We start from the raw sequence: 24,581 nt of genomic DNA, 5'->3' as shown, positions 1-24,581 counted from the left end.
TCGAAATCAGAATCGCTGTGTAATACTTCATTGCCGCTCTAACCTCCCGCTACGCCCCTTCAGCCCATGCCACAAGCCCAGCAAAGATAGGCGAAGATGCTCCATTCTGGGAGTCATGAATACGCCATAGATGGCCAGCCTAAACGGGAATTTAATTAGTTCCGTACTCTTCCAACTCAACGGAACATAGTCTCGCTTGATTAGAAGTACAGCATTTCTAAACAAGTAGTAGTGGCGTAGCGCGCTATGACTCGGATAGAGTCGACCAAGAACCCTAACAGGCTCGCCCCCCAATTCGTGCACGAGCGTGATGTCCGGTATACCTAGAATGAGGCACCCACGCGCACGCGCACGAACGCACCATTCAAGGTCGACAAAATCAATAAATAGTGAATCGTCCATCGGACCAATTTCACGCCACAACGACAAATTGATGCACGATCCTGACGTAATCAAAAAATCGACAGACACCGGCTCATTCGATGTCGGTCGAATGCGTTTGAGTGAAAAATGTCGAAACTGAATGAATGGGGCGACACCGCCAAGCCTAGCATCTGCATACGCGGGGCCGACAAGCGCAACGCGTGGATTCCGTCTAACGGCCGCATCGATCCGCTTTGGCAAACCGGTAAGCAACTCCGGTGTCGGCTCGCTGTCTTGGTCAAACAGCAAAGCCCATCGGCAACCGTGCTCAAGCAGTCGCTCGACACCTTGGTTCAATGCAGTTGCGATCCCTAAATTTCGGCCATTTGTGATGTACTCGATCGCCGGATCAAGTCTAACGCCGCCTGCGTTGGCGCTGCTTTCTGTATTATCTACAACAATACAATGGCCAAAACCAGCAAGTCGATTGGCGTTACGCACGCAATCAGCGTTGGGTCGATAAAACACGACGACAATGCCGATTTTTTGGGATGTCGCGGAACGCTCGCTCATTCGATCAATCACCAAGACACAGGCCCAGCGCCTCGTCCCACGCGGGCATGTGCAGACCGAATATCTTGGATATTTTGTCGATACTCATCCGCGAATTGGAAGGTCGCGCAGCAGGTGTCGGATACTCACTTGACGTGATCGGCACCACCACCGTATCGGCATGATGGCCATCGCGTTCAAGAATGGACTTCGCAAAGCCGCACCATGATGTCTCGCCTGCGGCTGTAAGATGGTAGACACCAGAGCGCTCCCGCCACCATTCCGAGCGATTTGCAGCGATTCCTTGTGAAAGGATCTGCGCGGTCGCCTCCGCGATTGTCCGAGACCACGTCGGCGCGCCAATCTGATCGGCAACCACCTTCAACTCTCGACGTTCGGTTGCAAGTCGCTGCATCGTTCGCAGAAAATTCTTTCCCCGCCGTCCATAAACCCAGCTCGTACGCAAGATCAGGTGTGCACAACCTGCTGCGGCAACACTCAACTCTCCGGCGAGCTTGCTCTTTCCGTATATGTTTTGCGGGTTCGGCTGATCATCTTCAACATACGGACCGGACTTCTGCCCGTCGAACACATAGTCGGTTGAATAATGCACAAGCACTGCACCCAGCGCCGCCGCCTCTTGAGCGAGAGTAGCAGGTAACTCCGCGTTGATCCGCATGGCCATCACTTCATCGGTCTCGGCGCGATCCACCGCTGTATAAGCAGCTGGGTTGACAATGATCGATGGTGCCGTTGTGCGAATGAATTCACGCACACGCGCCAGATCAGACAGGTCTAGAGCAGCGCGATCGCAAGACACGACACGCCCTAGGCATTGAAGCGTGCGCTGAAGTTCGAAGCCAACCTGGCCGCTCACGCCTGTGACAACAATCGTCGGCCTATCCACAGTACCCCTCACGCGAAGACATCCGCTTCGCTCAGACGCTGGCCTGCCACATCTTTCGCCGCCAGCGTTGGCTGAAAATCGATGGGCCACTCAATGCCGATTTCCGGATCATTCCACGCAATGCTCCGCTCATGCTCCGGGTACCAGTAATCCGTGGTCTTGTACTGAAAATCCGCCGTTTCTGATAACACAACAAATCCGTGTGCAAAACCGGGCGGAATCCAAAATTGGTGAAAATTCGATGCACTCAGGACCGCCCCCACCCATTTTCCGAAGGTGGGTGAACTTTTCCTAATGTCTACAGCAACATCGAACACTTCCCCATCCACAACCCGCACGAGCTTGCCCTGTGGATGCTGAATTTGATAGTGCAGACCACGCAGCACTCCCTTGGTCGAGCGCGAGTGATTGTCCTGAACGAACGGTGCATCGACACCGAGCTTCTCGGAGAATTCACGCGCATTAAAGCTCTCAAGGAAAAATCCGCGCGCGTCCCCGAATACACGGGGAACGATCAATTTGACGTCTGGAATCGCTGTCGCCTTTACTTCGATGCCCATGCAACCTGATCCGTGAGAATGTTCTTGAGGTATTGGCCGTAACCATTTTTGGCAAGCGGCTGTGCAAGCCTAGACAGTTGCTCCCCATCGATCCAATGCTTCCGATATGCAATTTCCTCCGGACATGCCACTACCAAACCTTGTCGCTTCTGCAGCGTCGCAATAAAGCTCGCTGCCTCGATCAATGAATCATGGGTTCCCGTATCGAGCCACGCGTAACCACGCCCCATGATTTCGACGTTCAACACACCGTCTTGAAGATAGCGCGAATTGACATCGGTGATCTCCAACTCACCACGCGCAGACGGTTTGATGTCCGCTGCAATGTCGCAGACTCGATTGTCGTAGAAGTACAATCCCGTCACTGCATAGTTTGAGCGCGGCTGTGTTGGCTTCTCCTCGATAGAAATCGCCCGAAACGATTTGTCGAACTCGACGACGCCATATCGCTCGGGGTCATGCACGTGATAAGCGAATACAGTTGCTCCCGACTCTCGTGCATCCGCCCGTTCGAGTTGTCCCGCCAGGTCGTGCCCATAGAAAATGTTGTCACCCAATATCAGCGCCGACGGATCGTTGCCGACGAATTCCTTGCCGATGATGAATGCTTGCGCGAGACCGTCGGGCGAAGGCTGCACCGCATACTGGATGTTCATGCCCCACTGGCTGCCGTCGCCGAGCATCGATTCGAAGCGCGGCGTGTCCTGCGGCGTCGAGATGATCAGGACATCGCGGATGCCGGCGACCATCAGCGTCGACAGCGGATAGTAGATCATCGGCTTGTCGTACACCGGCAGCAGCTGCTTCGAGACGACGTGGGTGATCGGATACAGCCGCGTACCCGAACCGCCGGCGAGGATGATGCCTTTACGTGCCATCGCGTATCTCCTCAAGCGCGCTTCGCGTAGTTGGTCTCGACCCACTTGCGGTACTCGCCCGACGCGACTTCGTCGGCCCATACCTGGTTGTCGAGATACCAGTCGACAGTCTTGGCAAGACCCGTCTCGAACGTTTCCGCCGGCTTCCAGCCGAGTTCGCGCTCGAGCTTGCGTGCATCGATCGCGTAGCGGCGATCGTGGCCGGGCCGGTCCGTCACGTAGGTGATCTGGTCGCGATACGAACCTGCTGCCTTGGGACGCGCCTTGTCGAGCAAATCGCACAGCGTATGCACGACTTCGAGGTTCTTCTTCTCGTTCCAGCCGCCGACGTTGTACGTCTCGCCGGGCACGCCGCGCGCGAGCACCTCACGGATCGCGCTGCAGTGGTCGCCGACATACAACCAGTCGCGCACGTTCTGACCGTCGCCATACACCGGCAGCGGCTTGCCGGCGAGCGCATTCGCGATCATCAACGGAATCAGCTTCTCGGGGAACTGATACGGGCCGTAATTATTCGAACAGTTCGTCGTCAGCGTCGGCAGGCCATACGTATGATGGTAGGCACGCACGAGGTGGTCCGAGCCGGCCTTCGTCGCCGAATACGGGCTGTTCGGTGCATACGGCGTCGTTTCGGAGAATTGCGGATCCGTCGCGGACAGCGAACCGAAAACTTCGTCGGTCGAAACGTGCAGGAAACGGAACGCTGCTTTGTCTGCGTCGCTCAGGCCGTTCCAGTATTGACGGGTCGCTTCGAGGAGGGTGAATGTGCCGACGACGTTGGTCTGCACGAAATCAGCAGGGCCGTGGATCGAGCGGTCGACGTGGCTTTCGGCAGCAAAGTGCAACACTGCGCGTGGCTTGTGCTCGGCAAACAACGCATCAAGCGCCGTGCGGTCGCAAATATCGGCGCGTGCGAACACGTGCTTGGGGTTGCCGTCCAGCGACTGCAGCGTGCGGAGGTTGCCCGCATACGTGAGCTTGTCGACGTTGAGCACGGCTTCGTCGGATTCACGCAGCCAGTCGAGAACAAAGTTGGCACCGATAAAACCCGCGCCGCCCGTAACCAGGATCATGAGGCTCCCTCTAGTAAAGCGCGGCAAGTCGCCAACCGACGCTTGCCGCTGAGAATCGCAAGTGACAATGACAGTCACATCAGGCCGAGGATTTTACCCGGTCGTCCCTACCGTCAAAGTCATGAAGTGCTAATTTTGTTGGGGAAAGAAGCAATTATAGGGATCCGCAGTGCGCAAAAGCCATGCCGCTAACAACTTGATACAGCGCTCCGCCCCTCTCGGTCTTAAAATTTTTTCGTCCCGATGGCACGCTCTGACGGAATAAAATTCTCAACCGTAGCGTTTTTTGGCCATCACTTTTCTTGAACGTCACAAATTGTAACAGTCGCCCTTCATGACGCACACCCCCCTCGCCATCGGCGACATCCAAGGCTGCCATTCCGCTTTCCAGTCGCTGCTCGACCAGCTCGCGCCCTCCGCCGACACGCCCCTCTGGATCGCCGGCGACGTCGTCAACCGTGGCCCGGGCTCCCTCGCCGCGCTGCGTGCGGTCGTCGACCTCGGCCCGCGCGCGACCGTGGTGCTCGGCAACCACGACCTTCACCTGCTCGCGGTTTCCGCCGGCCTGCGCACCGAACGCCCCGGCGACACGATCGGCGAGATCCTCGACGCCCCCGACGCCGAAGCCCTGCTCGACTGGGTCCGCCACCGCCCGTTCGTGCATGTCGAAGACGGAAAGCTGCTCGTCCACGCGGGCGTGCTACCGCAATGGGACGCCACGCTCGCGCTCGAACTCGCGGACGAACTCCAGCGCGCACTCCGCGCCCCCGACTGGCGCGACACGCTGCAAGGCCTGTACGGCAACGAACCCAACCAATGGAACCCGAACCTGAAAAAGCGCGACCGGATGCGCGTCGCGTTCAACGCGTTCACGCGCCTGCGCTTCTGCACGCCCGACGGCGTGATGGAATTCAAGGCGAACGGCGGCCCCGACAGTGCGCCGCCCGGCTACCTGCCGTGGTTCGACGTGCCGGGGCGCCGCACCGCGGACGTGACGGTCGTGTTCGGGCACTGGGCCGCACTCGGCCTGATGCTGCGCGACAACGTCGTCGCGCTCGATTCGGGATGCGTATGGGGAAACCAGTTGTCGGCCGTTCGGCTGACGGCCGATCCGGCACAGCGCACGGTCACGCAGGTGCAGTGCGAAGCGTGCCGCTCGCCGGGCGGCGAGTGACGGCACGCTGATTCACGCGCCCCGCCGGCGCGTCAGCCTTCGCGCCCCGGCACGGGCGCATCGGTCGTCGCCGAGCCCGCCGCGTCTGCGCCGAGCTCGGTCGCCGGATACGCATGCTTCTGCAGCTCGGCGAGCGACTCGGCCGTCGGCTTGCCGACCTTCTCCTGCAGCGTCGCCAGCGCGGCCGCGATCGCGTCGCGCGCCGCCGCCGACGTCGCCCGCCGGTCCCCGCCCGGCGGAATTGGCTCGCACACGTACAGATGCGCGACGAGCGGCCCGCCGCGCAGCACCATGTCGAGCGACTTGCCGAGCGACAAATCGCCCGTATAGGCCGGCGCGACCGACTGCCGCCCGTGCGCGTCCTCGTACATCAGGCAGATCGGCTGCACCGCGCAGCCGGCCGATACCGCGGCCTGGAACAGGTTCGCATGAAATGGCAGCAGATCCTGGCCGTCGGACGTCGTCCCTTCCGGAAACACGCACATCACACCGCCGGTGCGCAGGCGCTCGGCCATCTCGTGCATGATCCGCATCGCCTCGGTGCGCTTCTCGCGCTGCAGGAACACGGTGTCGAGCTTCTCGGCGAGCCAGCCGACGACCGGCCACTGCCGCACCTCCGCCTTCGACACGAACGGCGTCGGCCGCCACGCGTTCACCGCATAGATGTCGAGCCACGACACGTGATTGCCCACGACGAGCGCGCTCGCGTCGAGCCGCACGCCGTCGTTGTGGACGACGAGGCGCATCCCGCAGATGCGCAGCATCTTGACCGACCAGCGGCGTATCAGCTCCGCGCGGCGCGCGGGCGTGACGTGCGAAAAACGCAGCGCGACGATCGCCATGCCGCGCAGCAGATGAAAGACGAGACGCAGCTTGCGAAGAGCGGTCATGGCGAGGATCCGGCGTGGTTCAGTGGCGCTCGAACGCGACCTGCCCGGCCACGAGCGTCGTGCGCACCGTGGCCGGCAGTTCGTAGCCGAGGAACGGCGAGTTGTGGCCCTGGCTCTTCAGCGCTCGCGGCTCGACGCGCCAGTGCGCGCGCGGATCGAACACGCACAGGTCGGCCGCACTGCCTTCGGCAAGGCGCCCCGCCGGCAGTTGCAGCACGTCGGCCGGCGCGGACGTGATGCGGCGCAGCGCCTGCGCGAGCGGCGTGCGCGTCTCGTCCGCCCACTTCAGCGTCAGCGACAGCAACAGCTCGAGCCCCGTCGCGCCCGGCGTCGCTTCGCCGAACGGCAGCAGCTTCTCGTCGTCGTCGACCGGCGTGTGATCGGAGCAGATCGCGTCGATCGTGCCGTCGGCGAGCGCCACGCGGATCGCTTCGCGGTCGCGCTCGCTGCGCAGCGGCGGATCGAGCCGGAACTGCGAATCGAAGTAGCCGATGTCGACGTCGATCAGGTGGACGTGGTTCACGCCGACGTCGCAGGTCACGGGCAGCCCCTCGGCCTTCGCTTCACGCACGAGCGCAAGCCCGGCCGCCGACGACAGCCGCGCGAGGTGCACGCGCGCGCCCGTCACGCGCATCAGTTCGAAAATCGTGTGCAGCGCGATCGTCTCGGCCGCGACCGGCACGCCGGACAACCCGAGCCGCGACGCGAGCGCGCCGCTCGCGGCCACGCCGCCGCGGCCGATGAACGCGTCGAGCGGACGCAGCCACGTCGTGTAGCCGTAAGTGCTTGCGTATTGCAGCGCGCGCAGCAGCACCTGCGTGTCGCGCACCGGCACGTTCGCATGCGTGAAGCCGACGCAGCCGGATTCGGTCAGCGCGACCATCTCGGTGATCACTTCGCCCTTGAGGCCGACCGTGAGCGCGCCGAGCGGATGCACGTTCGCCTGGTGCAGGTTGCGCGCGCGGAACTTGAGCATCTCGACGAGGCCCGGCTCGTCGAGCACGGGATCGGTGTCCGGCGGGCACACGAGGGTCGTGACGCCGCCCGCGACGGCCGCGGCCATCTCGGACGCGAGCGTCGCCTTGTGCTCGTAGCCGGGCTCGCGCAGCCGCGCGCACAGGTCGACGAGGCCGGGCGCGACGATCAGGCCCGATGCGTCGATCGTCTTGTCCGCGTTGAAACCGGCCGGCGCGCTGCCCAGCGCGGCGATCTTGCCGTCCGCGACGAATACGTCGGCCTGCCGTTCGGTGCCGGCGACCGGGTCGATCAGCGTGCCGCCTTGGATATGAATCTTCATGCGCTGTCTGTGAATACGTTGATTGCGTTGAATGCCCGAATGAGGACGCGCGAAAGCGGGCTCAGTCGCTGTTGCCGGCGACGATGCCCATCACCGCCATCCGCACGGCGATGCCGAACGTGACCTGGTTGAGGATCACCGACTGCGGGCCGTCTGCGACCTGCGAATCGATCTCGACGCCCCGGTTCATCGGGCCCGGGTGCATCACGATCGCGTCGGGCGCGGCGAGCGCGAGGCGCTCGGGCGTCAGGCCCCACGTCTTGAAGTACTCCTGCGCGGACGGCAGCAGCGCGCCGCTCATTCGCTCGTTCTGCAGGCGCAGCATGATGATCACGTCGACGCCCTTCAGCCCCTCGTCGAGGTTGTGGAACACCTTCACGCCCATCTGCTCGAGGCCGCCCGGCAGCAGCGTGCGCGGGCCGATCGCGCGCACTTCCGGCACGCCGAGCGTGGTGAGCGCGTGGATGTCGGAGCGCGCGACGCGCGAATGCAGGATGTCGCCGACGATCGCCACGCGCAGCTTCGTGAAGTCGCGCTTGTAGTGACGGATCGTGTACATGTCGAGCAGGCCCTGCGTCGGATGCGCATGGCGGCCGTCGCCGGCGTTGATCACGTGCACGTGCGGCGCACAGTGCTCGGCGATCAGGTACGGCGCGCCGCTCGATGCGTGACGCACGACGAACAGGTCGGCATGCATCGCCGACAGGTTGTTGATCGTGTCGAGCAGCGATTCGCCCTTGCTCGTCGACGACGCATTGATGTTCAGGTTCAGCACGTCGGCCGACAGGCGCGTCGCGGCGATCTCGAAGGTCGTGCGCGTGCGCGTCGAATTCTCGAAGAACAGGTTGAACACGGACTTGCCGCGCAGCAGCGGCACCTTCTTCACTTCACGGTCCGTCACGCTGACGAACTGCTCGGCCGTATCGAGGATGTGATTGACGATCGAGCGCGGCAGGCCCTCGATCGACAGCAGGTGCTTCAGCTCGCCGTTTTTCGTGAGCTGCGGGTTGCCCTTCAGGAAACCGTAGCGGAACCGGTCGGGGCTCGCGGCCGCCGCGGGATTGCCGGTGCGGCCAGTGGTGTCGGTGGTCATGGTGTGCGTGATTCCAACTATGCAAACGGGCCGCGGTGCAAACCGGCGGCCCGGGATACGGTTCGCGTGTCGTTCAGGCGCCGTGCGATTCGACGCGCAGCGTGAAGCCCGCATCGTCGCGCGCGAGCACGAGCGTCGCGTCGGCCGGCACGTCGAGCGTGCCGCCCGCGAAGCGTGCGGCGACCGGCAGCTCGCGGCCGCCGCGATCGGCGAGCACCGCGAGCTCGACCGCGGCCGGACGGCCGTAGTCGAACAACTCGTTGAGCGCCGCGCGCACGGTGCGCCCGGTGTACAGCACGTCGTCGACGAGCACGATGCGCGCGCCGTCGATCTCGAACGGCAGCGACGTCGGGCTGGCCTGGCTGTGCAGCCCCTTCTTCGCGTAGTCGTCGCGGTGCAGCGCGACGTTGACGACGCCGAACGCCTGAGCGCCGAGATCGCGCGCGAGGCGCTCGGCGAGCCACGCGCCGCCGCTGTAAATGCCGGCGAGCCGCGGGCCGCCCGGTTCGGCGAACGCCGTGCCGTAGGCTGCGCGGATCTGGTCGAGCAGGACGCGGTAAAGCGCCTCGGCGTCAATGGTGCTCATGGTCGGACAATTGATCGAGATACTGTTGAAGAATGACGCGCGCGGCTTCGGCATCGAGCATGTCGGTGCGGGCGCGGCCGCGCACGTTGCGCTCGCGCAGCCCGGCCTCGGCCTCGACCGACGAATAGCGCTCGTCGACCCACGTGACGGGCAGCCCGAAGCGGCCGTTCAGCTGGTTGCCGAAACGCTTCGCCTGCTGCGTCATGTCGTGCGGCGTGCCGTCCGGATGCATCGGCAGCCCCACGACGAGGGCGTCCGGCCGCCATTCGGCCAGCAAGTCGCCGACAGCCTTGAAGCGGTGTTCGCGGTTCAGGTTCTGGATCACGACGAGCGCGCGGGCCGAGCGCGTCAGCGCGTTGCCGATCGCGACGCCGATCCGTTTTTCGCCGTAGTCGAACGCCAGGAGCGTCGCATCGCGCGCGCTCGCGCCACTCATGCGTGCCCTGCTTCGCCGGACAGCATCGACGAGCTGACGCCGAGCAGGCCCAGTGCGGCTTCGAAGCGCTCTTCGGCCGGCGTGTCGAACACGATGCGCGGATCGGCGGCGACCGTCAGCCAGCCGTTGCGGGAAATTTCTTCCTCGAGCTGGCCGGCGCCCCAGCCTGCATGGCCGAGCGTCAGCAGGAAGCGTTTCGGGCCGGTGCCCGTCGCGACCGCCTCGAGCACGTCCTTCGACGTCGTCATCTCGAGCCCGCCGTCGACGGACATCGACGAGTTGTAGCTCGCGCCCTCGACCGGCTCGTGCAGCACGAAGCCGCGCTCGGTCTGGACGGGGCCGCCGAAGTACACGGGAATGTGCAGCAGCGGCTCGATGTCGAGCTTCAGGTCGATGCGGTTGAACAGCGATTCGAGGTCGATGTCGGTAGGACGGTTGATGACGAGGCCGAGCGCACCGCGCTCGCTGTGATCGCAAAGATAGATCACCGTTCCCGAGAACGTCGGATCGGCCATGTTCGGCATGGCGATCAGGAACTGGTTGGTGAGATTGATGCGATCGGAAGGCTTTGACATGGTTTGAATTTTAGCAAAGACGCCGCGACCTGACCGGGCCGCGATCAACAAGCAACGCCGCGCCGCGCTGGCAACGGCGCACGCGGATCACACGGCACTCTAACACGCGCGCGGGCGCTGTCGGCAGCGTGTTGCAGGCCCGTGCGACAAGGGCCGCCGTCGCGTGTCCGTCCCCTTGTTCGTCAGGTCCGGCCGAGGGCCGTGCCGAGCGCTTCGGACGCCGCCGTGAGATCCGGCGGCGCGACGCCGGCCGCGATCTTCAGGAGCGCCGCACGCAGCATGTCGGACGCGTGGCGGTGCGCATCGAGGCCGCCGTCGGCGAGCGGCACGCCGTGCGCTGCACGGCGCCACGCGAGGCCCAGCGTGTCGGCCAGCAGCGCCGCGTGGCCGAGCCCGAGCGCGCACGCGGCCGTGCCGACCCGGTAGGCGGCGGCGGACGCGTGCCATGCGGCGCCGGCGTCGGCGGTGGCCGGGTTGGCCGCCAGGTCGGCCATCGACGCATCGGCGGTCTGCAGGAAATCCTCATAGGCATGCGCGTTGACGGTCACGACGCCGAGCGCACGGGTGGGCGCGGCGGCGACCGCATCGTGCTCGGCCCGCGCGGCATCGGCCTCCCACAACGCTTCGGATGCGGGCGTGCCGGCGACGTGCCAGTCGACCGTCAATCCGTAGTCGTGCAGCACGTCGACGAGCGCGACGTCCTCGGCGGCGGCGCCGAACAGCGCGAAATCGCGCCACAGCAGCGCCACCGTCTCGCGCACCAGCTCGGGCGGCGCGCTGCGCCGGCCCTGCGCGTGTTCGCCGAGCAGCAGGTTGATCCGCGCGAGAAAGCGCTTCAGCTCGGGTGCGCCGCTTGCGCGCAGCGCGCGCACGCACGCGGCCGCGAGCCGCCAGAAATCGTACGGCCCGTCGTCGGTGAGCGCGGCCAGCATCGCGTCGACTTCGTCGAGCGCCGCGCCCGGCACGCCGTGCTCGGCACGCAGCACGTCGAGCAGCGCCTGCTCGTAGCGGGCGCGAATCCGAGGCGCGAAGGCGTCGGGTAGCGCACGCAGCGTGGCAGGCGGCACCGCCCGGCCGACCAGCGCGAGCGCATCGAGCGGCGTGCTCGCGCGCAGGTCGGCGGCGCTTTGCGCGCGCAATGCACGGAAATGCTCGAAGAGAACCGGCGAGCACGCGAGCTCGCGCAGGTTGTGGCGCCCGACGGCCGCACGAAAATCGTGCAGCGCCGCGCGCCAGCCGGCCGAAGTCGGCTCGGTGGCGACGAGCGGCACGGCGGCCGACAGTTGCCCGGCAAAACGCGCGGCCGGCAGCCAGCCGGCTTCCGCGAGCACGGCCGCGGCCGCCGCCAGCGGCGCCGCGGCGGCGTCGCGCCGCTCGAATGCGTCGGCGGCGGCCGCCAGCCACGCGTCGGCCGCGCGTACGGCGCCGCCGCGCGGGTTGGGCAATGCGTCAGGGTGGGGAACGTTCGCCGGATCGGACGTCATGGACACGCGCGCCTGTCATCGTCAAGTCGCTCGCGCGAACCGCGGCGCGCGAGCGCCGGGCCGGTGCGAGGCCTGAGCGGGGTGTCCGTGGGCCAGCGGTCCGATCAGATCTGGACCATCTCGAAGTCTTCCTTGCGGGCACCGCATTCGGGACACGTCCAATTGATCGGGACGTCTTCCCAGCGCGTGCCCGGGGCAATGCCCTCTTCCGGCAGCCCGGCTTCTTCGTCGTAAATCCAGCCACAAATCAGGCACATCCAGCTCTTGTATTCCATCTTAAGCCGCGTCGGGGAAAAGTCGGTAAATTCGGGAGCCATGATGGTACCGTGTCGGGGCCGGACTGCCTAGCAATCGCGCTGGAGGACGGCAACTACGTTGCGCTGCGCTAAAAAATCCGTCGTACCGGCCGGATTCCACCGCATAATGGTTGAAAAGTGCGGCCTGCCGGGCAACACAGGGCCAAACAAGCCCATTCGCCTCGCGGTCCGCATCTCCGTCGCTTGTCCGTTTTTCTCTTGCCCCATTTTTACATGTCCAGCAACGCCCCTCCGATCGTCCTCACCTTCGGCCTGTCCGATCCCACCGGCGGCTCCGGCCTCCAAGCCGATCTGATGACCCTGGCGAGCATGGGCTGTCACGGCGTGTCCGTCCTGACCGGCTATACCGTGCGCGACTCGGCCGCCTGCGATGAAGTGACCGGCCTCGACCCCGACGTCGTCGCCGCGCAGGCGCGCATGCTGCTCGAGGACATGCCGGTTGCCGCGTTCAAGATCGGCGCGGCGACGCGCGCGGAAGTCGTCAGCGCGATCGCCGAAGTCGTCGCCGACTACGACGGCGTGCCGCTCGTGCTCGCGCCGGACTTCACGCTCGACGACGAACACGTGCTCGCCGCCGACGACCTGCGCGAGTCGATCGCCGACCTGCTGGCGCCGCAAACCACGTTGCTGGTCGCCGACCACGCAACACTGATCGCGCTTGCGCAGCCGGACGGCGATGCCGAGGCGCCGAATCTCGACGCGGCTGTGTCGCACCTGCTGTCGCAGGGCTGCGAATACATCCTGTCGTCGGAAACGGGCTCGCACCGGCTCGTCAATACGCTGTACGGCGAGGAAGGCCAGCTTCGCGAAGACATGTGGGATCGCTCGCCGCACCGGCTGATGGGCATCACCGATACGCTCGGCGCGGCCATCGCGGCGCTGCTCGCGAACGGCCAGGAGCCGCCGGAAGCCGTGCGCGAAGCGCAGGAATACCTGTACCAGGCCGTGCGCGACGCGTTCCGGCCCGGCATGGGCGCGTACCTGCCCGACCGGTTCTTCTGGGCGCGCAGCAACGACGAGTCGGACACGCCGCCGGCCGTGAAGGCCGATCTGGTGTCGAGGACGTCGCATCGGCATTGAGTCGCCGGGGCGGGCCGCCCCGCCGCCGCGCACGCCGTGCCGCGCCGCATTCCACGCACGCATAAAAAAAACCCGCATCGCTGCGGGTCTTTTCTTTTGGCTGGAACGCGCATCGCTGCGCGCTCCGGACAATCGACCGAAGTCGATTACATGTCCATGCCCATGCCGCCCATGCCGCCCGGCATGCCGCCCGGCATCGGTGCATCTTCCTTCGGCAGTTCTGCGACAGCTGCGTCCGTCGTCAGCAGCAGGCCTGCAACCGAAGCTGCGTTCTGCAGTGCGGTGCGCGTGACCTTGGTCGGGTCGACGACGCCGGCTTCAACCATGTCGACGTACTCGCCCGTTGCTGCGTTGTAGCCGTAGTTGCCCTTGCCTGCAGCAACCGCCGCCACGACGACGCTGGCTTCTTCGCCGCCGTTCGTGACGATCTGGCGCAGCGGCTCTTCCATTGCGCGCAGCACGATCTTGATGCCGGCGTTCTGGTCGGCGTTCGCGCCGGTCAGGCCTGCGATCGCGGTGCGTGCGCGGATCAGCGCAACGCCGCCACCTGCAACGATGCCTTCTTCCACAGCTGCGCGCGTCGCGTGCAGTGCGTCTTCGACACGTGCCTTCTTTTCCTTCATTTCGACTTCGGTCGCAGCACCGACCTTGATCACTGCAACGCCGCCTGCCAGCTTGGCCACGCGCTCTTGCAGCTTTTCACGGTCGTAGTCCGACGTCGCTTCTTCGATTTGCGCGCGCACTTGCTTCACGCGTGCTTCGATGTTCACGGCTTCGCCTGCGCCGTCGATGATCGTCGTGTTTTCCTTGCCCACTTCGATGCGCTTCGCCTGGCCCAGTTCTGCCAGCGTTGCCTTCTCGAGCGTCAGGCCGGTTTCTTCCGCGACGACTTGACCGCCGGTCAGGATCGCGATGTCTTCCAGCATTGCCTTGCGACGATCGCCGAAGCCCGGCGCCTTGACCGCAACGGTCTTCAGGATGCCGCGGATGTTGTTGACGACCAGCGTGGCCAGTGCCTCGCCTTCGACGTCTTCAGCGATGATCAGCAGCGGACGGCCAGCCTTCGCGACTTGCTCGAGCACCGGCAGCAGATCACGGATGTTCGACACCTTCTTGTCGTGCAGCAGCACGAACGGGTTGTCGAGGACGGCGACTTGCTTGTCCGGGTTGTTGATGAAGTACGGCGACAGGTAGCCGCGGTCGAATTGCATGCCTTCGACGACGTCGAGCTCGTCGGCCAGCGACTTGCCGTCTTCGACGGTGATCACGCCTTCCTTGCCGACCTTGTCCATCGCTTCAGCGATGCGATCGCCGATCGACGAGTCGCTGTTCGCCGAGATCGAGCCGACCTGTGCGATTTCCTTGTTGGTCGTGCACGGCTTGCTGATCTTCTTCAGCTCTTCGACAGCCGCTGCGACTGCCTTGTCGATGCCGCGCTTCAGGTCCATCGGGTTCATGCCCGATGCGACGTACTTCATGCCTTCGCGAACGATCGATTGCGCGAGGACGGTTGCCGTCGTCGTGCCGTCGCCTGCGTTGTCGCTGGTCTTGGAAGCGACTTCCTTGACCATTTGCGCGCCCATGTTCTGGAGCTTGTCCTTCAGCTCGATTTCCTTCGCGACCGACACACCGTCCTTGGTGACCGTCGGGCCGCCGAAGCTGCGCTCGAGCACGACGTTGCGGCCCTTCGGACCCAGCGTGACCTTGACTGCGTTGGCGAGAATGTTCACGCCTTCGACCATCTTCGAACGGGCGGAATCGCCGAATACGACGTCTTTAGCTGCCATCTTCTAACTCCTTGAATTCTTGGGAATATGTACCGTCGGAGGACGCTTACTTGGCGTTGACCACGGCCATGATGTCTTCTTCGCGCATGACCAGCAGTTCCTGGCCGTCGACCTTCACGGTCTGACCTGCGTACTTGCCGAACAGGACACGATCGCCGACCTTCACGTCGAGCGCGATCGGGGCGCCCTTGTCGTCGCGCTTGCCCGGGCCGATGGCCAGGACTTCGCCCTGATCCGGCTTTTCAGCAGCGGCGTCGGGGATCACGATGCCCGAGGCGGTCTTGGTTTCCTGATCCAGGCGCTTGACGATCACGCGATCGTGCAAAGGACGAAGGTTCATATTCACTCCTCTCTTGACTGAGATTGAAGAACGCTTAGGGAAACTGCCCGGCTTGGCGCCCGGCAGAGAATTGTTAGCACTCTCGTGCAGCGAGTGCTAATTATATGGACGGGTTTTGACAAATTCAAGAAGGGAAACCGGAGGAATTTTCGGGGCGGCGACGCGGCGGGAAAAACCCACGAAAACAACAAAAACCCCTTTTAAAACAATGCCATGTCGAATGCGACCGACCCGCCAGGCGGGCCCATGCGGCCCGCTGATCCCATCCAGCCCCGTTTGGACACCGGGTAAGCCCGGAGTTGCCGGGACCGGTGACATCGCATCGAAAAAACCGCGCGGACGCCGATTTCGTCTGCCGCGCCGTGCTCGCTCGCCGGCGTCGCCGGGCCGATTTCACGCGTCGGCGCAGTCCGCGCCGGACAACGGCCGGAAGGTCCGGCCGTCCGTCTCGACGGTCGCGCCCAGCCGCCGCGCGAGCCCCTTCGCGCCTTCGCGCATCACGACGTCGTGGTTCCACCGGAACAGCGGCCGCGCGAGCGGCTCCAGCCAGTTCATCCAGCCGTGCGTGCGGATGTGCCAGTCGTAGCGCACGACGGTGCGCGCGCCGTCGGCGGCGAACGACCAGCAGCCGTCGCCCTCGATCGCACCGCTCGCATGGCCTTCGAGCGCATGCGGCCGCTCGACGCGCCGCACGCGCATATCGAAGGTCAGCCGGTACGGCAGCGCCCCCTTCCACGTATACCGGTGCAACGCGCCGACGCCGCGCGCGTCGCCCGGTTCCAGCTCGACGGTGCGCACGGCGCCCTTCCACCAGTCGGGCCAGCGATCGACCTGGTAGATCGCGTCCCAGACCGCCGCGAGCGGCGCATCCACCCGCCAGGTTGTCGAAAACCGGTACTCCGCCATGCAGCCTCCGGCATGCGCGTTCAGGAACGCGGATCGGCGCGCCGTCAGGGCGCGAAGAAACGCTCGGGAAACGCGACGTCGATCTCCACGTCGTCGAGCGTCACGGTTTCGAGCGGCACGTCGTCGTCGCCCGCATAGCTGACGACCTTCAGCGGAAAGCCGTCCGCGGCGTCGAGCCACAACCGGTAGCGATGCACGCCGTCGATCGCGTGCGCGGGTGCGCCCGTGACCAGCACGCGCTGCGCGGTCCGGCCGCCGACGGCCTCCTCGCCTTCGGTCACCGTCGCACCGCCCTGCTGCAGCGCATGCACGTTGCGCAGCAGTTCGCCGACGTCCGAGCGGTCGACCCGGTGGCCGGTGCGGTCGCGCACGAGCGGATTGGACGGCGACAGCGTCAGCGCGGGCGGCGCATGCGTGCCGAACGGGCGCAGCCTGACCTTGCCGTCGCCGGGATCGTACGCGAGCACCGCGCCGCGATGCGGCGACACGAAATCCATCCGGACGAAGCCCGGTTTCAGGTACGCGTAGCGGATTTCGGTGCGCTCGCCGTCGCGCGCCGACGAGCGGATCGTCGCGCGGTACGAGCGGACGTGGTCGAAATGCGCCTGCGCGACGGTCACGGGATCGGCGGTCATGCTCGCTCCTATCAGGCTCGCGGCCAGCAACGCGGCGATCACGGCGCCGCCTCGACATCGATCACGCCTTCCATTCCGCGCTCCCGATGGCTTCTGAAAAACAGTAGCCGGTGCGTGCAATAGTAGGCGAATCGCCCCGGCTGCACCGGCGTGAAACGAAACGTCTTCGGCGTCGTGCCGAGCTCGGTGCGTACCGCGATGCCGGCCTGCGGCGCGTCGATCTCGAAACTGTGCGGCACCACGCCGGGCTCGGCCGACACGGTCAGTTCGACCGGCGCGTGCGCACGGACGATCACGTGATTCGGCCGGAAGAAATAGCTGCCACCGACGATCGTCGCGCGCTGCACGCCGTCCGCGTCGATCGGCACGCGCAGGGGCGTGTCGGCATCCGCGTGCGCAAGCACCGTGCCCGCGGCGAACACCGCCAGTACGAGCCCCTTCATCGTCGCCATCTTCATCGCCTGCTCCCTGCGGGCGCCGCGCGTCAGCCCTTCCACGCGTCGGTCGGCCCGCCCAGCGCACCGCATGCGTCGATCGCGAGCTCGCGCAGACGCCGTTCGTCGCCACGGCCGGACAGCGCATAACCCATGCCGCGATCCGACCAGAAATACGTGTAGCGGCCGTTCGCCGACAGCGCGTGCGGCGCGAGACGCCGCGCATCGTATGCGGTCATGTACAGCGTCACGCGCGCACCGTCCGCGCGCTGGTACATGAGCTGCGCGGCCGGCCCCGCGTCGCCGGGCAGCAACCGGCCGCCCAGCAGCGCGTAACCGTATTCGTCGAGCGACGGCGCGCGCACCGGCCGGCCGACGCGCGCCGACAACCACGCGGCGAGACGCTCGGGATCGTTCGCGCCGACTTCCACCGGATGCTCGCGGTCGGCCGCGTACACCGCGTAGGCGACATCGGCGCGCGCGGCGAACGCCGGTTCGCGGCCGAATGCCGCCCAGCCCGCATGCAGCGCGACACCGATCAGCAGCCCGGCCGCCAGCCCCGCGAACGCATGCGCGACCGCGCGCCAGCGCGGCGCGCGGCGCTGCACGAACAACGCGGGCGCCGCGCCCGGCAACGGGAACAGCGCCTTCAGCGCATCGCGCTGCGCGCGGTAATGCGCGAATCGTTCGGCTTCCTGCGGATCGGCCTGCAGGCGCGCGAGCACCTCGCGCCGCTCGTGCCCGGACAGTTCGCCGTCCAGCAGCGCGGACAGCAGTTGCGCCGACGCATCGTCTCCCTGCTCGTTCGAAGGCTTGCGCGGATCGTCCATCATGGCTTCCCGATCACCCGTAACGTGGCCGTGCCGTGCGTCGACGGCGCGTCCGACAGCAACGCGCGCATCTGCGCGCGCGCCCGCGCGAGCCGCGACATCACCGTGCCCACCGGCACGCCGAGCACCTGCGCGGCATCGCGATAGCTCAACTCCTCCAGCGCGACCAGCAGCAGCACCTCGCGCTGTTCGACCGGCAGCCGGTACAGCGCACGCTGCACGTCGCGCAACTCCAGCCCGCCGACCTCGCCGGCCGGCGCGGCCATCGTCTGCCACGGTGCCGTCGCGTCGTCGACCGCGATCTCGTGCCGCGCGCGCAACTGGTCGATGAAGCGGTGCCGCAGCAGCGTCAGTAACCATGCGCGCAGGTTGCCGCCGTCGCGCGGCGGCCGGTTCAGCGCACGCTCGAGCGTGTCCTGCACGAGATCGTCGGCCCACGCGCGCTCGCCCGTTAGCGCACGCGCATAGCGCGTGAGATGCGGAAGCCATACCAGCAGATCCGATTCATAGCTCATCGGGGCGCCTCGCGCGTCGCCGCGCGGTCACGGTCACGGTCACGGTCGCGCGACGTGCCACATGCCGCCGATTCCATCGCCGCTCGCGTCGCCGGCCTTGCGGTCCATCTTCCAGCGATACAGCGGGCGGCCGCGGTATGCCCATTGCTTTTTGCCGTCGTCGCGGGCGACGAGGCTCAGCGCACCCGACGCCCTGTCGTACGCGTCGGCGAGCGCGGGCGGCCAGTTCGCTGCGCATGTGCCGTCGCACATGCTCTTGCCCGGCGCATCGCGATCGAACACGTACAGCGTCATGTGCGCTTCGTCGACCAGTTTCCCGTCGCCGACCTGGGGCGGTTCCGCGGCCGCCGGCCGCACGATCGCCACCGTCAGCGCGGCAGCGAAGAGCATCCGTTTCATTCCCGTTCTCCTTGGCGTCGTGTCGCGACACGGTGCCGCCGAACGGGACGATCGGCTGCGTCGCGATCATTATCCCGCCGGCCGGCTGTGCCGGAACTCGGTATGTAAACGGACGGCGGCGGCCGGTTATTCCATGCGGCGGCGCGACGAGTGGTGGCGATCATTCATGCGACGAAAGCACGCGGGAAGCCTGAATGTCTTTCTTGTCGATTGGCAGATCATTTTCGACGGCGCGGATTTCGACCACCCGGGCAGCAGAACGAAAAACCGTGAGATACGCGCATTGCCATCGGCGCGTGCCGGCGACCGACGCCGCAACTGCGCGCGGCCGGTTCAACTGAAGCGTGCGGGCCGATACGGATGCGGATCGATATAGGTCGGCGCGCCCGTCATCATTTCGGCGAGCAGGCGGCCGGTCGCGGGCCCAAGCGTGAGCCCGTGATGGCAGTGGCCGAACGCGAACCACAAATGGCGATGGCGCGGCGCGGGCCCGATCACCGGACGCATGTCGGGCGTGCACGGCCGCATCCCGAGCCACGGTTCCGGATCGAGCCGCTCGCCGATGCCGAACGCGTCGCGCGCCAGCGGTTCGGCGCGCGCGAGTTGCACGCCGGTCGGCGGCGCACCACGCGGCGCGATCTCGACGCCCGTCGTCAGCCGCAGGCGGCCGCCCTCCATCGGCGCGACGACGAAACCGGCCTCGGTATCGCACACGGGCACGTTCAGCGGCGTGCGCGTCGGCCGGTAATGCATGTGATAGCCGCGCTTCGCGCGCAGCGGAATCCGGTAGCCGAGCGGCGCGAACACCTGATCGGACCACGGCCCGAGCGCGACCACGGCCGAGCGCGCCGAGATCGGCCCGTGTTCGGATCGGACCTGCCAGCCGTCATCGACCTGCACGAGCGTCGTCGCGTCGCCGTGCACGAACGTGCCGCCGTCGCGCTCGAACAGTCGCGCATAGGCCTTGGTCAGCCCGCCCGGGCTCGACACGGTCTTCGGATCCTGCCAGTGGAAGGCGCCGCAGAAGGCGTCGCCGATACCGGGCTCTCGCGCGCGCAGCGCATGCGCGTCGAGCACGGTCATCCGCAACCCGTGCGCGGCGGCGACCTGCTGCTGCGCGCGCGCTTCCGCGTCGAACAGCCCCGGTGAACGGAACGCCTCGATCCATCCGCCGTCGTGCACGAGCGGCTGCGCGTCGGTGCGTGCGAGCAGCGCAACGTGCTCGACGACGCTCGCCGCGACGAGCGGCAGCAGGTCGCGCGCGGCGGCCGCGAGCCGCTGCGGCGACGATTCGCGCCAGAAGCGCGCGAGCCAGCCCGCATACGCAGGTAGCGCGCGGTAATCCCAATAGAGATCGACCGAACGGTTGCGCGCGTAGCGCAGCAGCGTGCCGAGCCGGCGCGGAAACGCATACGGCACGACCGACGAGCGCTCGATCAGCCCCGCATTGCCGTGGCTGGTTTCCTCGCCGGGCGCGCGCCGGTCGACGAGCGCGACGCGCAGCCCGCGATCCTGCAGATGCAGCGCCGACGACACGCCGACGATGCCGGCCCCCAGAACGATGACGTCGAAATCCATGGTCCCCCGCACTGCGTCGAGATGGGATGCGCCGTGCGCCGGCCCGGCGGGCGGCACGCGGCGGCGCTTACTTCGCGATGATGTCGCGCTTGAAGTACTTCTGCGACAGCGCGCTCAGCGTGCCGTCCTTCTTCAGCGCATCGAGCGCACCGACGATCTTCGCCTGCAGCGCCTTGTCGTTCTTGCGCATCCCGAAGCCGGTGCCTTCGCCGAGCGTCGCCGGATCCTTCAGCGGCTCGCCGACGATCCGGTAGTCGCGGCCGGCCGGCTTGTCGAGGAAGCCGTCCTGCGCGGTCTGCGCTTCCTGCACGGCCGCGTCGAGACGCCCCGCGACGAGATCGGCGTAGATCTGGTCCTGATCCGGGTACGACACGACGTCCACGCCCGCATTGGCCCAGTGCGCCTTCAGGAAATCCTCCTGCGACGAGCCCTGCAGCACGCCGACGTGCTTGCCGCGCAGGCTCGCGACGTCGGGCTTCAGCGGCGAGCCGTGCTTCGCGACCATCACGATCGGCACCACGTAGATCGCCGGCGTGAAGTCGATGCTTTGCTTGCGCTTCGCGGTGATGTTCATCGCCGAGTTGATCGCGTCGAACTTGCGCGCCTGCAGCGCCGGGATCAGCCCGTCGAACGCGTTCTCGACCCACACGCACTTCATGTTCAGCTTCGCGCATACCGCATTGCCGACGTCGACGTCGAAACCCTGCAGCTGACCGGCCGGCGTCTTGCTCTCGAACGGCGGATAGGCGGCTTCGATCCCGAAGCGCAACATGGTCTGTTCCGCATGGGCCGTGACGGCCGCGCACGCGAGCGCCGCAGCGGCGCAGAGGGAAAGTTTCCAGTTCATGACGGTCCTTCTGTTCTGGAATGAGGCGATGAAGATCGGTCGCACGACGCCCTCGGTCGGACGCCGGGTCGGGATTCGGCGCAGGCGGCCGCCGCATGGCGACGTGTCGGGCTCTGCATGCGAAATATAGACTCAAAGTCTACTATAGACTATAGGGGATACGAGGAGATCGCCGTGTTGCTCGACGCCGAAATTTCGTCGTCCGAGCCAAAACATCGTTGATTCTGTGGAATTTTTCATGATCCCAGCACCGCCACGACGTCTCGAAAAGAAAAATTATCCCGATTTCGTTTGTCTATATTAGACTTTTATTCCACAACGAACCCCGCCGGACACCGTCTTTCGAGACTTTCTGTCCAGCCCGCACCGGAGATGTCCCGATGACGCAACCCTGCCCCACCCTGCCGCTGACCGTCGACGAAGCCGCGGTGCGCGCGGCGCTGCCGTCGCTCGACGTGCTCGGCACGCTGCGCCGCATGTTCGCGTCGCTCGCCGCGGCGCGCGCGGTGCAGCCGCCGCAGACGCTCACGCCGTTTCCCGACCAGGCCGGCGACTTCATCACGTATCTCGGCGCGCTCGCCGACCAGCAGGTATTCGGCGCGAAGCTGTCGCCGTATGTCGTGACAGGCGGCAAACCCATCGTCACCGCATGGACCGCATTGATGTCGATGCAAACCGGCCGGCCGCTGATGTGGTGCGACGCCGGGCTGCTGACCGTCGAACGCACGGCCGGCACGACGGCGCTCGCGGTCGACTGCCTCGCGCCGCGCAACGCGCGTCATCTGGCGATCGTCGGCGCGGGCGCGGTCGGCCTCGCGCACCTGCGGCACACGGCGGCGCTGCGCGACTGGGACACGATCCGCGTGTACTCGCCCGCGCTGGCCGGCGATACGGCACTGCAGGCGAGCCTCGCCGCGCTCGACCCGCGCGCACGCGCGGCGGCAAGCGTCGAGGCGTGCGTACGCGACGCGGACGTGGTGATGCTGTGCACGTCGTCGGGCACGCCCGTGCTCGGCGACGGGATGCTCACGCGCGCCGCGCTCGTCACGTCGATCAGCACGAACGTCGCGCGCGCACACGAAATCCCGCCCGCGTGGCTGCCGGACATGGACGTCTACTGCGACTACCGGCACACGACGCCCGCGAGCGCCGGCGAGATGCAGATCGCGGCGGACGAGCACGGCTGGGATGCCGGCCGGATCGCCGGCGACCTGCCCGCGCTCGTCGCCGGCACCTGCGCGGCGCCGTCGCGCACGCGTCACGCATTCTTCCGCTCGATCGGCCTCGGGCTCGAGGACATCGCGATCGCGCACGCGCTGTACACGCATCTGACGCGCGGATGAGCGCCCCGCGCGCGCGGGGCCGATACAATGGCGCAACCGCCGCGGCGGCCGCGCGCGGGCGCACGGGCATGCCGGCCGACGGTGCGCCGGCCCGCCGGCCCGACACGCTGCCCGGCTCCCGCCCACCCGAGATCGCGATACCGATGCGCAAGAAGAAATCTCCCGTCAAAGACCTGCTGCTCACCCGCTATGCGCCGATCGCCGACGGTATCGCCGCGCTGTTCTTCCCGTACGCGGAAGTCGTGATCCACGACCTGCACGACCAGACGGTGCTGTATCTGGCGAACAACCTGTCGAAGCGCGAGGTCGGCGACGATTCCGCGCTCGAGGAAATCGATCATTCGGCGCGCGAGCGCGTGATCGGCCCGTACGAGAAGCTGAACTGGGACGGCCGGCGGATGCGCTGCGTGAGCAACGTGCTGTTCGACGACGAAGGCCGCCCGGCCGGGATGATGTGCATCAACTTCAACATCGCGGTGTTCGACGAGGTGCGCGCGACGCTCGACCTGTTCATTAAGGGCGCGGGCGTCGTCGCGCAGCCCGACGAGCTGTTCCGCGACGACTGGCAGGAGCGCATCAATACGTTCCTGCACGGCTGGCTGCGCGAGCGGCAGGTCGGGCTGAACGGGCTCACGCGCGAGCATCGGCGCGAACTCGTCGAGGCGCTGTACGCGGAAGGCGCGTTCCGCGGCAAGAGCGCGGCGAACTACGTCGCGAACGTGCTCGGGATGGGGCGCGCGACGGTCTACAAGCATCTGAAGCATCTGAAGGAAACGCAGGGCGACGCCTGAGCGCGCAGCGGCGGGCGTGATGACGGCACGCTCCGTTCACCGGTACCGGGCTGCCGATGCCGCGTCCAGGCTTCGCGATGCGCGGGCGCGGCCCGGATTCCGCACGGGCCTGCGGACGACGGAGCCCGGGAGCATAAAGTGATATAGTCACAGTTACATTTTTGACCGCTCCAACCGCCATGACGACCGCTCCCGCCCCGACCGACCGCCCGACCCTGACCGTCGAAATCTGGTCCGACCTGATCTGCCCATGGTGCTGGATCGGCAAGCGCCGTTTCGACGAGGCGCTGGCCGCGTTCGCGCACGCCGACCGCGTCGACGTCGCGCTGCGCGCGTACCGGCTGATGCCCGGCCAGCCCGTCGAGCCGGTCGAGGCGATGCTCGCAGGCAAATACCGGATGGCGCCCGCACAGGTCGACCAGATGCTGCGCCAGGTAACCGAGGCGGCCGCGAGCGTCGGGCTGCGCTACGACCTGCCCGGCACGCTCGTCGGCGACACGCTCGACGGCCACCGGCTCGTGAAGCTCGCGCACGCGTCGGGCCGCGCGCATGCGCTGACCGAGCGCCTGTATCGCGCGTATTTCTGCGAGCACGGCTCGCTGTTCGATCATGCCGCGCTGACCGAATTCGCGGTCGAAGCCGGGCTCGAGCGCTCGGCCGTCGAAGCGGTGCTGCACAGCGACGCGTACCGCGACGAAGTCGAGGCCGACATCGCGCGCGCCGCGCAGATCGGCGGGCGCGGCGTGCCGCTGTTCGTATTCGGCGGCCGCTACGCCGTATCGGGCGCGCAGCCGGCCGACGCGTTCGCGCAAGCGCTCGACCACGCGTGGCGCGACGGCGTCGTCGAACTCGACGGCAGCGACGCGGCCGCCTGCGGCCCCGACGGCTGCGAATTGCCGGGGCGCGCGTAA

General features: G+C 66.4%; 28 protein-coding genes. 5 read left to right on the top strand and 23 right to left on the bottom strand.

All coding sequences use genetic code 11. The features are described from left to right. Nucleotides 1-27 precede the first annotated feature (27 nt). The 5 genes from J8I33_RS31535 to rfbB are packed head-to-tail and all read right to left on the bottom strand — an operon-like array spanning nt 28 to nt 4,333. The gene (locus J8I33_RS31535; RefSeq protein WP_209939755.1) at nt 28-936 is read right to left on the bottom strand and encodes a glycosyltransferase family 2 protein; all 909 of its coding nucleotides are present in this window, start codon (nt 934-936) and stop codon (nt 28-30) included. A gap of 4 nt (nt 937-940) precedes the next feature. Next, complete coding sequence (gene rfbD, locus J8I33_RS31530) at nt 941-1,834, bottom strand: dTDP-4-dehydrorhamnose reductase (RefSeq protein ID WP_124593935.1); 894 nt, start codon at nt 1,832-1,834, stop codon at nt 941-943. Further along, on the bottom strand, nt 1,831-2,382 hold the full coding sequence (gene rfbC, locus J8I33_RS31525) for a dTDP-4-dehydrorhamnose 3,5-epimerase (RefSeq protein WP_124593934.1): 552 nt from the start codon (nt 2,380-2,382) through the stop codon (nt 1,831-1,833). Before rfbC ends, rfbD begins: the two co-directional genes overlap by 4 nt. Beyond that, nucleotides 2,367-3,260 carry a glucose-1-phosphate thymidylyltransferase RfbA gene (gene rfbA, locus J8I33_RS31520; RefSeq protein WP_124593933.1) on the bottom strand — a complete coding sequence of 298 codons (894 nt, stop codon included), beginning with the start codon at nt 3,258-3,260 and terminating at the stop codon, nt 2,367-2,369. The genes rfbC and rfbA overlap by 16 nt, the downstream gene beginning before the upstream one ends. Before the next feature lie 11 nt (nt 3,261-3,271). Further along, a complete protein-coding gene (rfbB, locus tag J8I33_RS31515) occupies nt 3,272-4,333 on the bottom strand; it encodes a dTDP-glucose 4,6-dehydratase (RefSeq protein WP_209939754.1) in 1,062 nt (353 codons plus the stop codon). A gap of 334 nt (nt 4,334-4,667) precedes the next feature. On the opposite strand from rfbB, the gene J8I33_RS31510 reads away from it, so the two are divergent. Beyond that, nucleotides 4,668-5,507 (top strand): symmetrical bis(5'-nucleosyl)-tetraphosphatase, encoded by an 840-nt coding sequence (locus J8I33_RS31510; RefSeq protein ID WP_209939753.1) that lies wholly within the window; start codon nt 4,668-4,670, stop codon nt 5,505-5,507. 32 nt (nt 5,508-5,539) lie between these two features. On the opposite strand, the gene J8I33_RS31505 is transcribed toward J8I33_RS31510, so the two are convergent. The 8 genes from J8I33_RS31505 to J8I33_RS31470 form a co-directional block, all read right to left on the bottom strand. Further along, on the bottom strand, nt 5,540-6,397 hold the full coding sequence (locus J8I33_RS31505) for a lysophospholipid acyltransferase family protein (RefSeq protein ID WP_209939752.1): 858 nt from the start codon (nt 6,395-6,397) through the stop codon (nt 5,540-5,542). A 19-nt stretch (nt 6,398-6,416) separates the two neighbouring features. Next, on the bottom strand, nt 6,417-7,694 hold the full coding sequence (locus J8I33_RS31500; protein WP_124555707.1) for a dihydroorotase: 1,278 nt from the start codon (nt 7,692-7,694) through the stop codon (nt 6,417-6,419). Nucleotides 7,695-7,755: 61 nt separating this feature from the next. After that, complete coding sequence (locus J8I33_RS31495) at nt 7,756-8,787, bottom strand: aspartate carbamoyltransferase catalytic subunit (RefSeq protein ID WP_006476735.1); 1,032 nt, start codon at nt 8,785-8,787, stop codon at nt 7,756-7,758. A gap of 73 nt (nt 8,788-8,860) precedes the next feature. Next, nucleotides 8,861-9,373 carry a bifunctional pyr operon transcriptional regulator/uracil phosphoribosyltransferase PyrR gene (pyrR, locus tag J8I33_RS31490; protein WP_050011687.1) on the bottom strand — a complete coding sequence of 171 codons (513 nt, stop codon included), beginning with the start codon at nt 9,371-9,373 and terminating at the stop codon, nt 8,861-8,863. Continuing rightward, on the bottom strand, nt 9,360-9,809 hold the full coding sequence (ruvX, locus tag J8I33_RS31485) for a Holliday junction resolvase RuvX (protein WP_006476737.1): 450 nt from the start codon (nt 9,807-9,809) through the stop codon (nt 9,360-9,362). Before ruvX ends, pyrR begins: the two co-directional genes overlap by 14 nt. Beyond that, nucleotides 9,806-10,384 carry a YqgE/AlgH family protein gene (locus J8I33_RS31480; protein WP_034206570.1) on the bottom strand — a complete coding sequence of 193 codons (579 nt, stop codon included), beginning with the start codon at nt 10,382-10,384 and terminating at the stop codon, nt 9,806-9,808. The genes ruvX and J8I33_RS31480 overlap by 4 nt, the downstream gene beginning before the upstream one ends. 182 nt (nt 10,385-10,566) lie before the next feature. After that, a complete protein-coding gene (locus tag J8I33_RS31475) occupies nt 10,567-11,868 on the bottom strand; it encodes a hypothetical protein (RefSeq protein ID WP_209926572.1) in 1,302 nt (433 codons plus the stop codon). A 104-nt stretch (nt 11,869-11,972) separates the two neighbouring features. Next, nucleotides 11,973-12,143, bottom strand: coding sequence for a rubredoxin (locus tag J8I33_RS31470; protein ID WP_004186709.1), 171 nt, complete (start codon nt 12,141-12,143; stop codon nt 11,973-11,975). Nucleotides 12,144-12,398: 255 nt separating this feature from the next. Here J8I33_RS31470 and J8I33_RS31465 point away from each other — a divergent pair, with 255 nt between their 5' ends. After that, complete coding sequence (locus J8I33_RS31465; RefSeq protein ID WP_124593927.1) at nt 12,399-13,265, top strand: hydroxymethylpyrimidine/phosphomethylpyrimidine kinase; 867 nt, start codon at nt 12,399-12,401, stop codon at nt 13,263-13,265. Between the two features lie 146 nt (nt 13,266-13,411). Here J8I33_RS31465 and groL read toward each other — a convergent pair whose 3' ends face one another. From groL to J8I33_RS31415, 10 genes are all read right to left on the bottom strand, one after another. Next, nucleotides 13,412-15,052: a chaperonin GroEL gene (gene groL, locus J8I33_RS31460; RefSeq protein ID WP_006476740.1), complete on the bottom strand. Its 1,641-nt coding sequence runs from the start codon at nt 15,050-15,052 to the stop codon at nt 13,412-13,414. A 46-nt stretch (nt 15,053-15,098) separates the two neighbouring features. Continuing rightward, a complete protein-coding gene (gene groES / locus J8I33_RS31455; protein ID WP_004186661.1) occupies nt 15,099-15,392 on the bottom strand; it encodes a co-chaperone GroES in 294 nt (97 codons plus the stop codon). A gap of 393 nt (nt 15,393-15,785) precedes the next feature. Next, complete coding sequence (locus J8I33_RS31450) at nt 15,786-16,298, bottom strand: SRPBCC family protein (RefSeq protein WP_124654043.1); 513 nt, start codon at nt 16,296-16,298, stop codon at nt 15,786-15,788. A 44-nt stretch (nt 16,299-16,342) separates the two neighbouring features. Then, nucleotides 16,343-16,975, bottom strand: coding sequence for a DUF1571 domain-containing protein (locus J8I33_RS31445; RefSeq protein WP_124638626.1), 633 nt, complete (start codon nt 16,973-16,975; stop codon nt 16,343-16,345). Then, nucleotides 16,972-17,391 carry a quinol oxidase gene (locus J8I33_RS31440; protein WP_209939751.1) on the bottom strand — a complete coding sequence of 140 codons (420 nt, stop codon included), beginning with the start codon at nt 17,389-17,391 and terminating at the stop codon, nt 16,972-16,974. The genes J8I33_RS31445 and J8I33_RS31440 overlap by 4 nt, the downstream gene beginning before the upstream one ends. Nucleotides 17,392-17,417: 26 nt before the next feature. Continuing rightward, entirely contained in the window at nt 17,418-18,200 is a 783-nt protein-coding gene (locus J8I33_RS31435) for an anti-sigma factor (RefSeq protein ID WP_124555700.1), read from the bottom strand. After that, nucleotides 18,197-18,712 (bottom strand): sigma-70 family RNA polymerase sigma factor, encoded by a 516-nt coding sequence (locus J8I33_RS31430; protein ID WP_089488204.1) that lies wholly within the window; start codon nt 18,710-18,712, stop codon nt 18,197-18,199. The genes J8I33_RS31435 and J8I33_RS31430 overlap by 4 nt, the downstream gene beginning before the upstream one ends. Before the next feature lie 39 nt (nt 18,713-18,751). Next, nucleotides 18,752-19,111 (bottom strand): hypothetical protein, encoded by a 360-nt coding sequence (locus J8I33_RS31425; protein WP_050011695.1) that lies wholly within the window; start codon nt 19,109-19,111, stop codon nt 18,752-18,754. Nucleotides 19,112-19,444: 333 nt separating this feature from the next. Next, nucleotides 19,445-20,689, bottom strand: coding sequence for an FAD-binding oxidoreductase (locus tag J8I33_RS31420; RefSeq protein WP_209939750.1), 1,245 nt, complete (start codon nt 20,687-20,689; stop codon nt 19,445-19,447). Nucleotides 20,690-20,756: 67 nt separating this feature from the next. Next, complete coding sequence (locus tag J8I33_RS31415) at nt 20,757-21,536, bottom strand: ABC transporter substrate-binding protein (RefSeq protein WP_209939749.1); 780 nt, start codon at nt 21,534-21,536, stop codon at nt 20,757-20,759. 380 nt (nt 21,537-21,916) lie between these two features. Here J8I33_RS31415 and J8I33_RS31410 point away from each other — a divergent pair, with 380 nt between their 5' ends. From J8I33_RS31410 to J8I33_RS31400, 3 genes are all read left to right on the top strand, one after another. Next, nucleotides 21,917-22,879: an ornithine cyclodeaminase family protein gene (locus tag J8I33_RS31410; protein ID WP_209939748.1), complete on the top strand. Its 963-nt coding sequence runs from the start codon at nt 21,917-21,919 to the stop codon at nt 22,877-22,879. Continuing rightward, the gene (locus J8I33_RS31405) at nt 22,876-23,670 is read left to right on the top strand and encodes a PAS domain-containing protein (RefSeq protein WP_069621215.1); all 795 of its coding nucleotides are present in this window, start codon (nt 22,876-22,878) and stop codon (nt 23,668-23,670) included. Before J8I33_RS31410 ends, J8I33_RS31405 begins: the two co-directional genes overlap by 4 nt. A gap of 179 nt (nt 23,671-23,849) precedes the next feature. Then, entirely contained in the window at nt 23,850-24,581 is a 732-nt protein-coding gene (locus tag J8I33_RS31400; protein ID WP_209939747.1) for a DsbA family oxidoreductase, read from the top strand.

The organism is Burkholderia sp. AcTa6-5 (genome assembly GCF_017815075.1).
Taxonomy (GTDB): domain Bacteria; phylum Pseudomonadota; class Gammaproteobacteria; order Burkholderiales; family Burkholderiaceae; genus Burkholderia; species Burkholderia sola.
The sequence above is the reverse complement of the archived record's forward strand: the minus strand, read 5'-3'. Positions and strand labels throughout refer to the sequence as shown.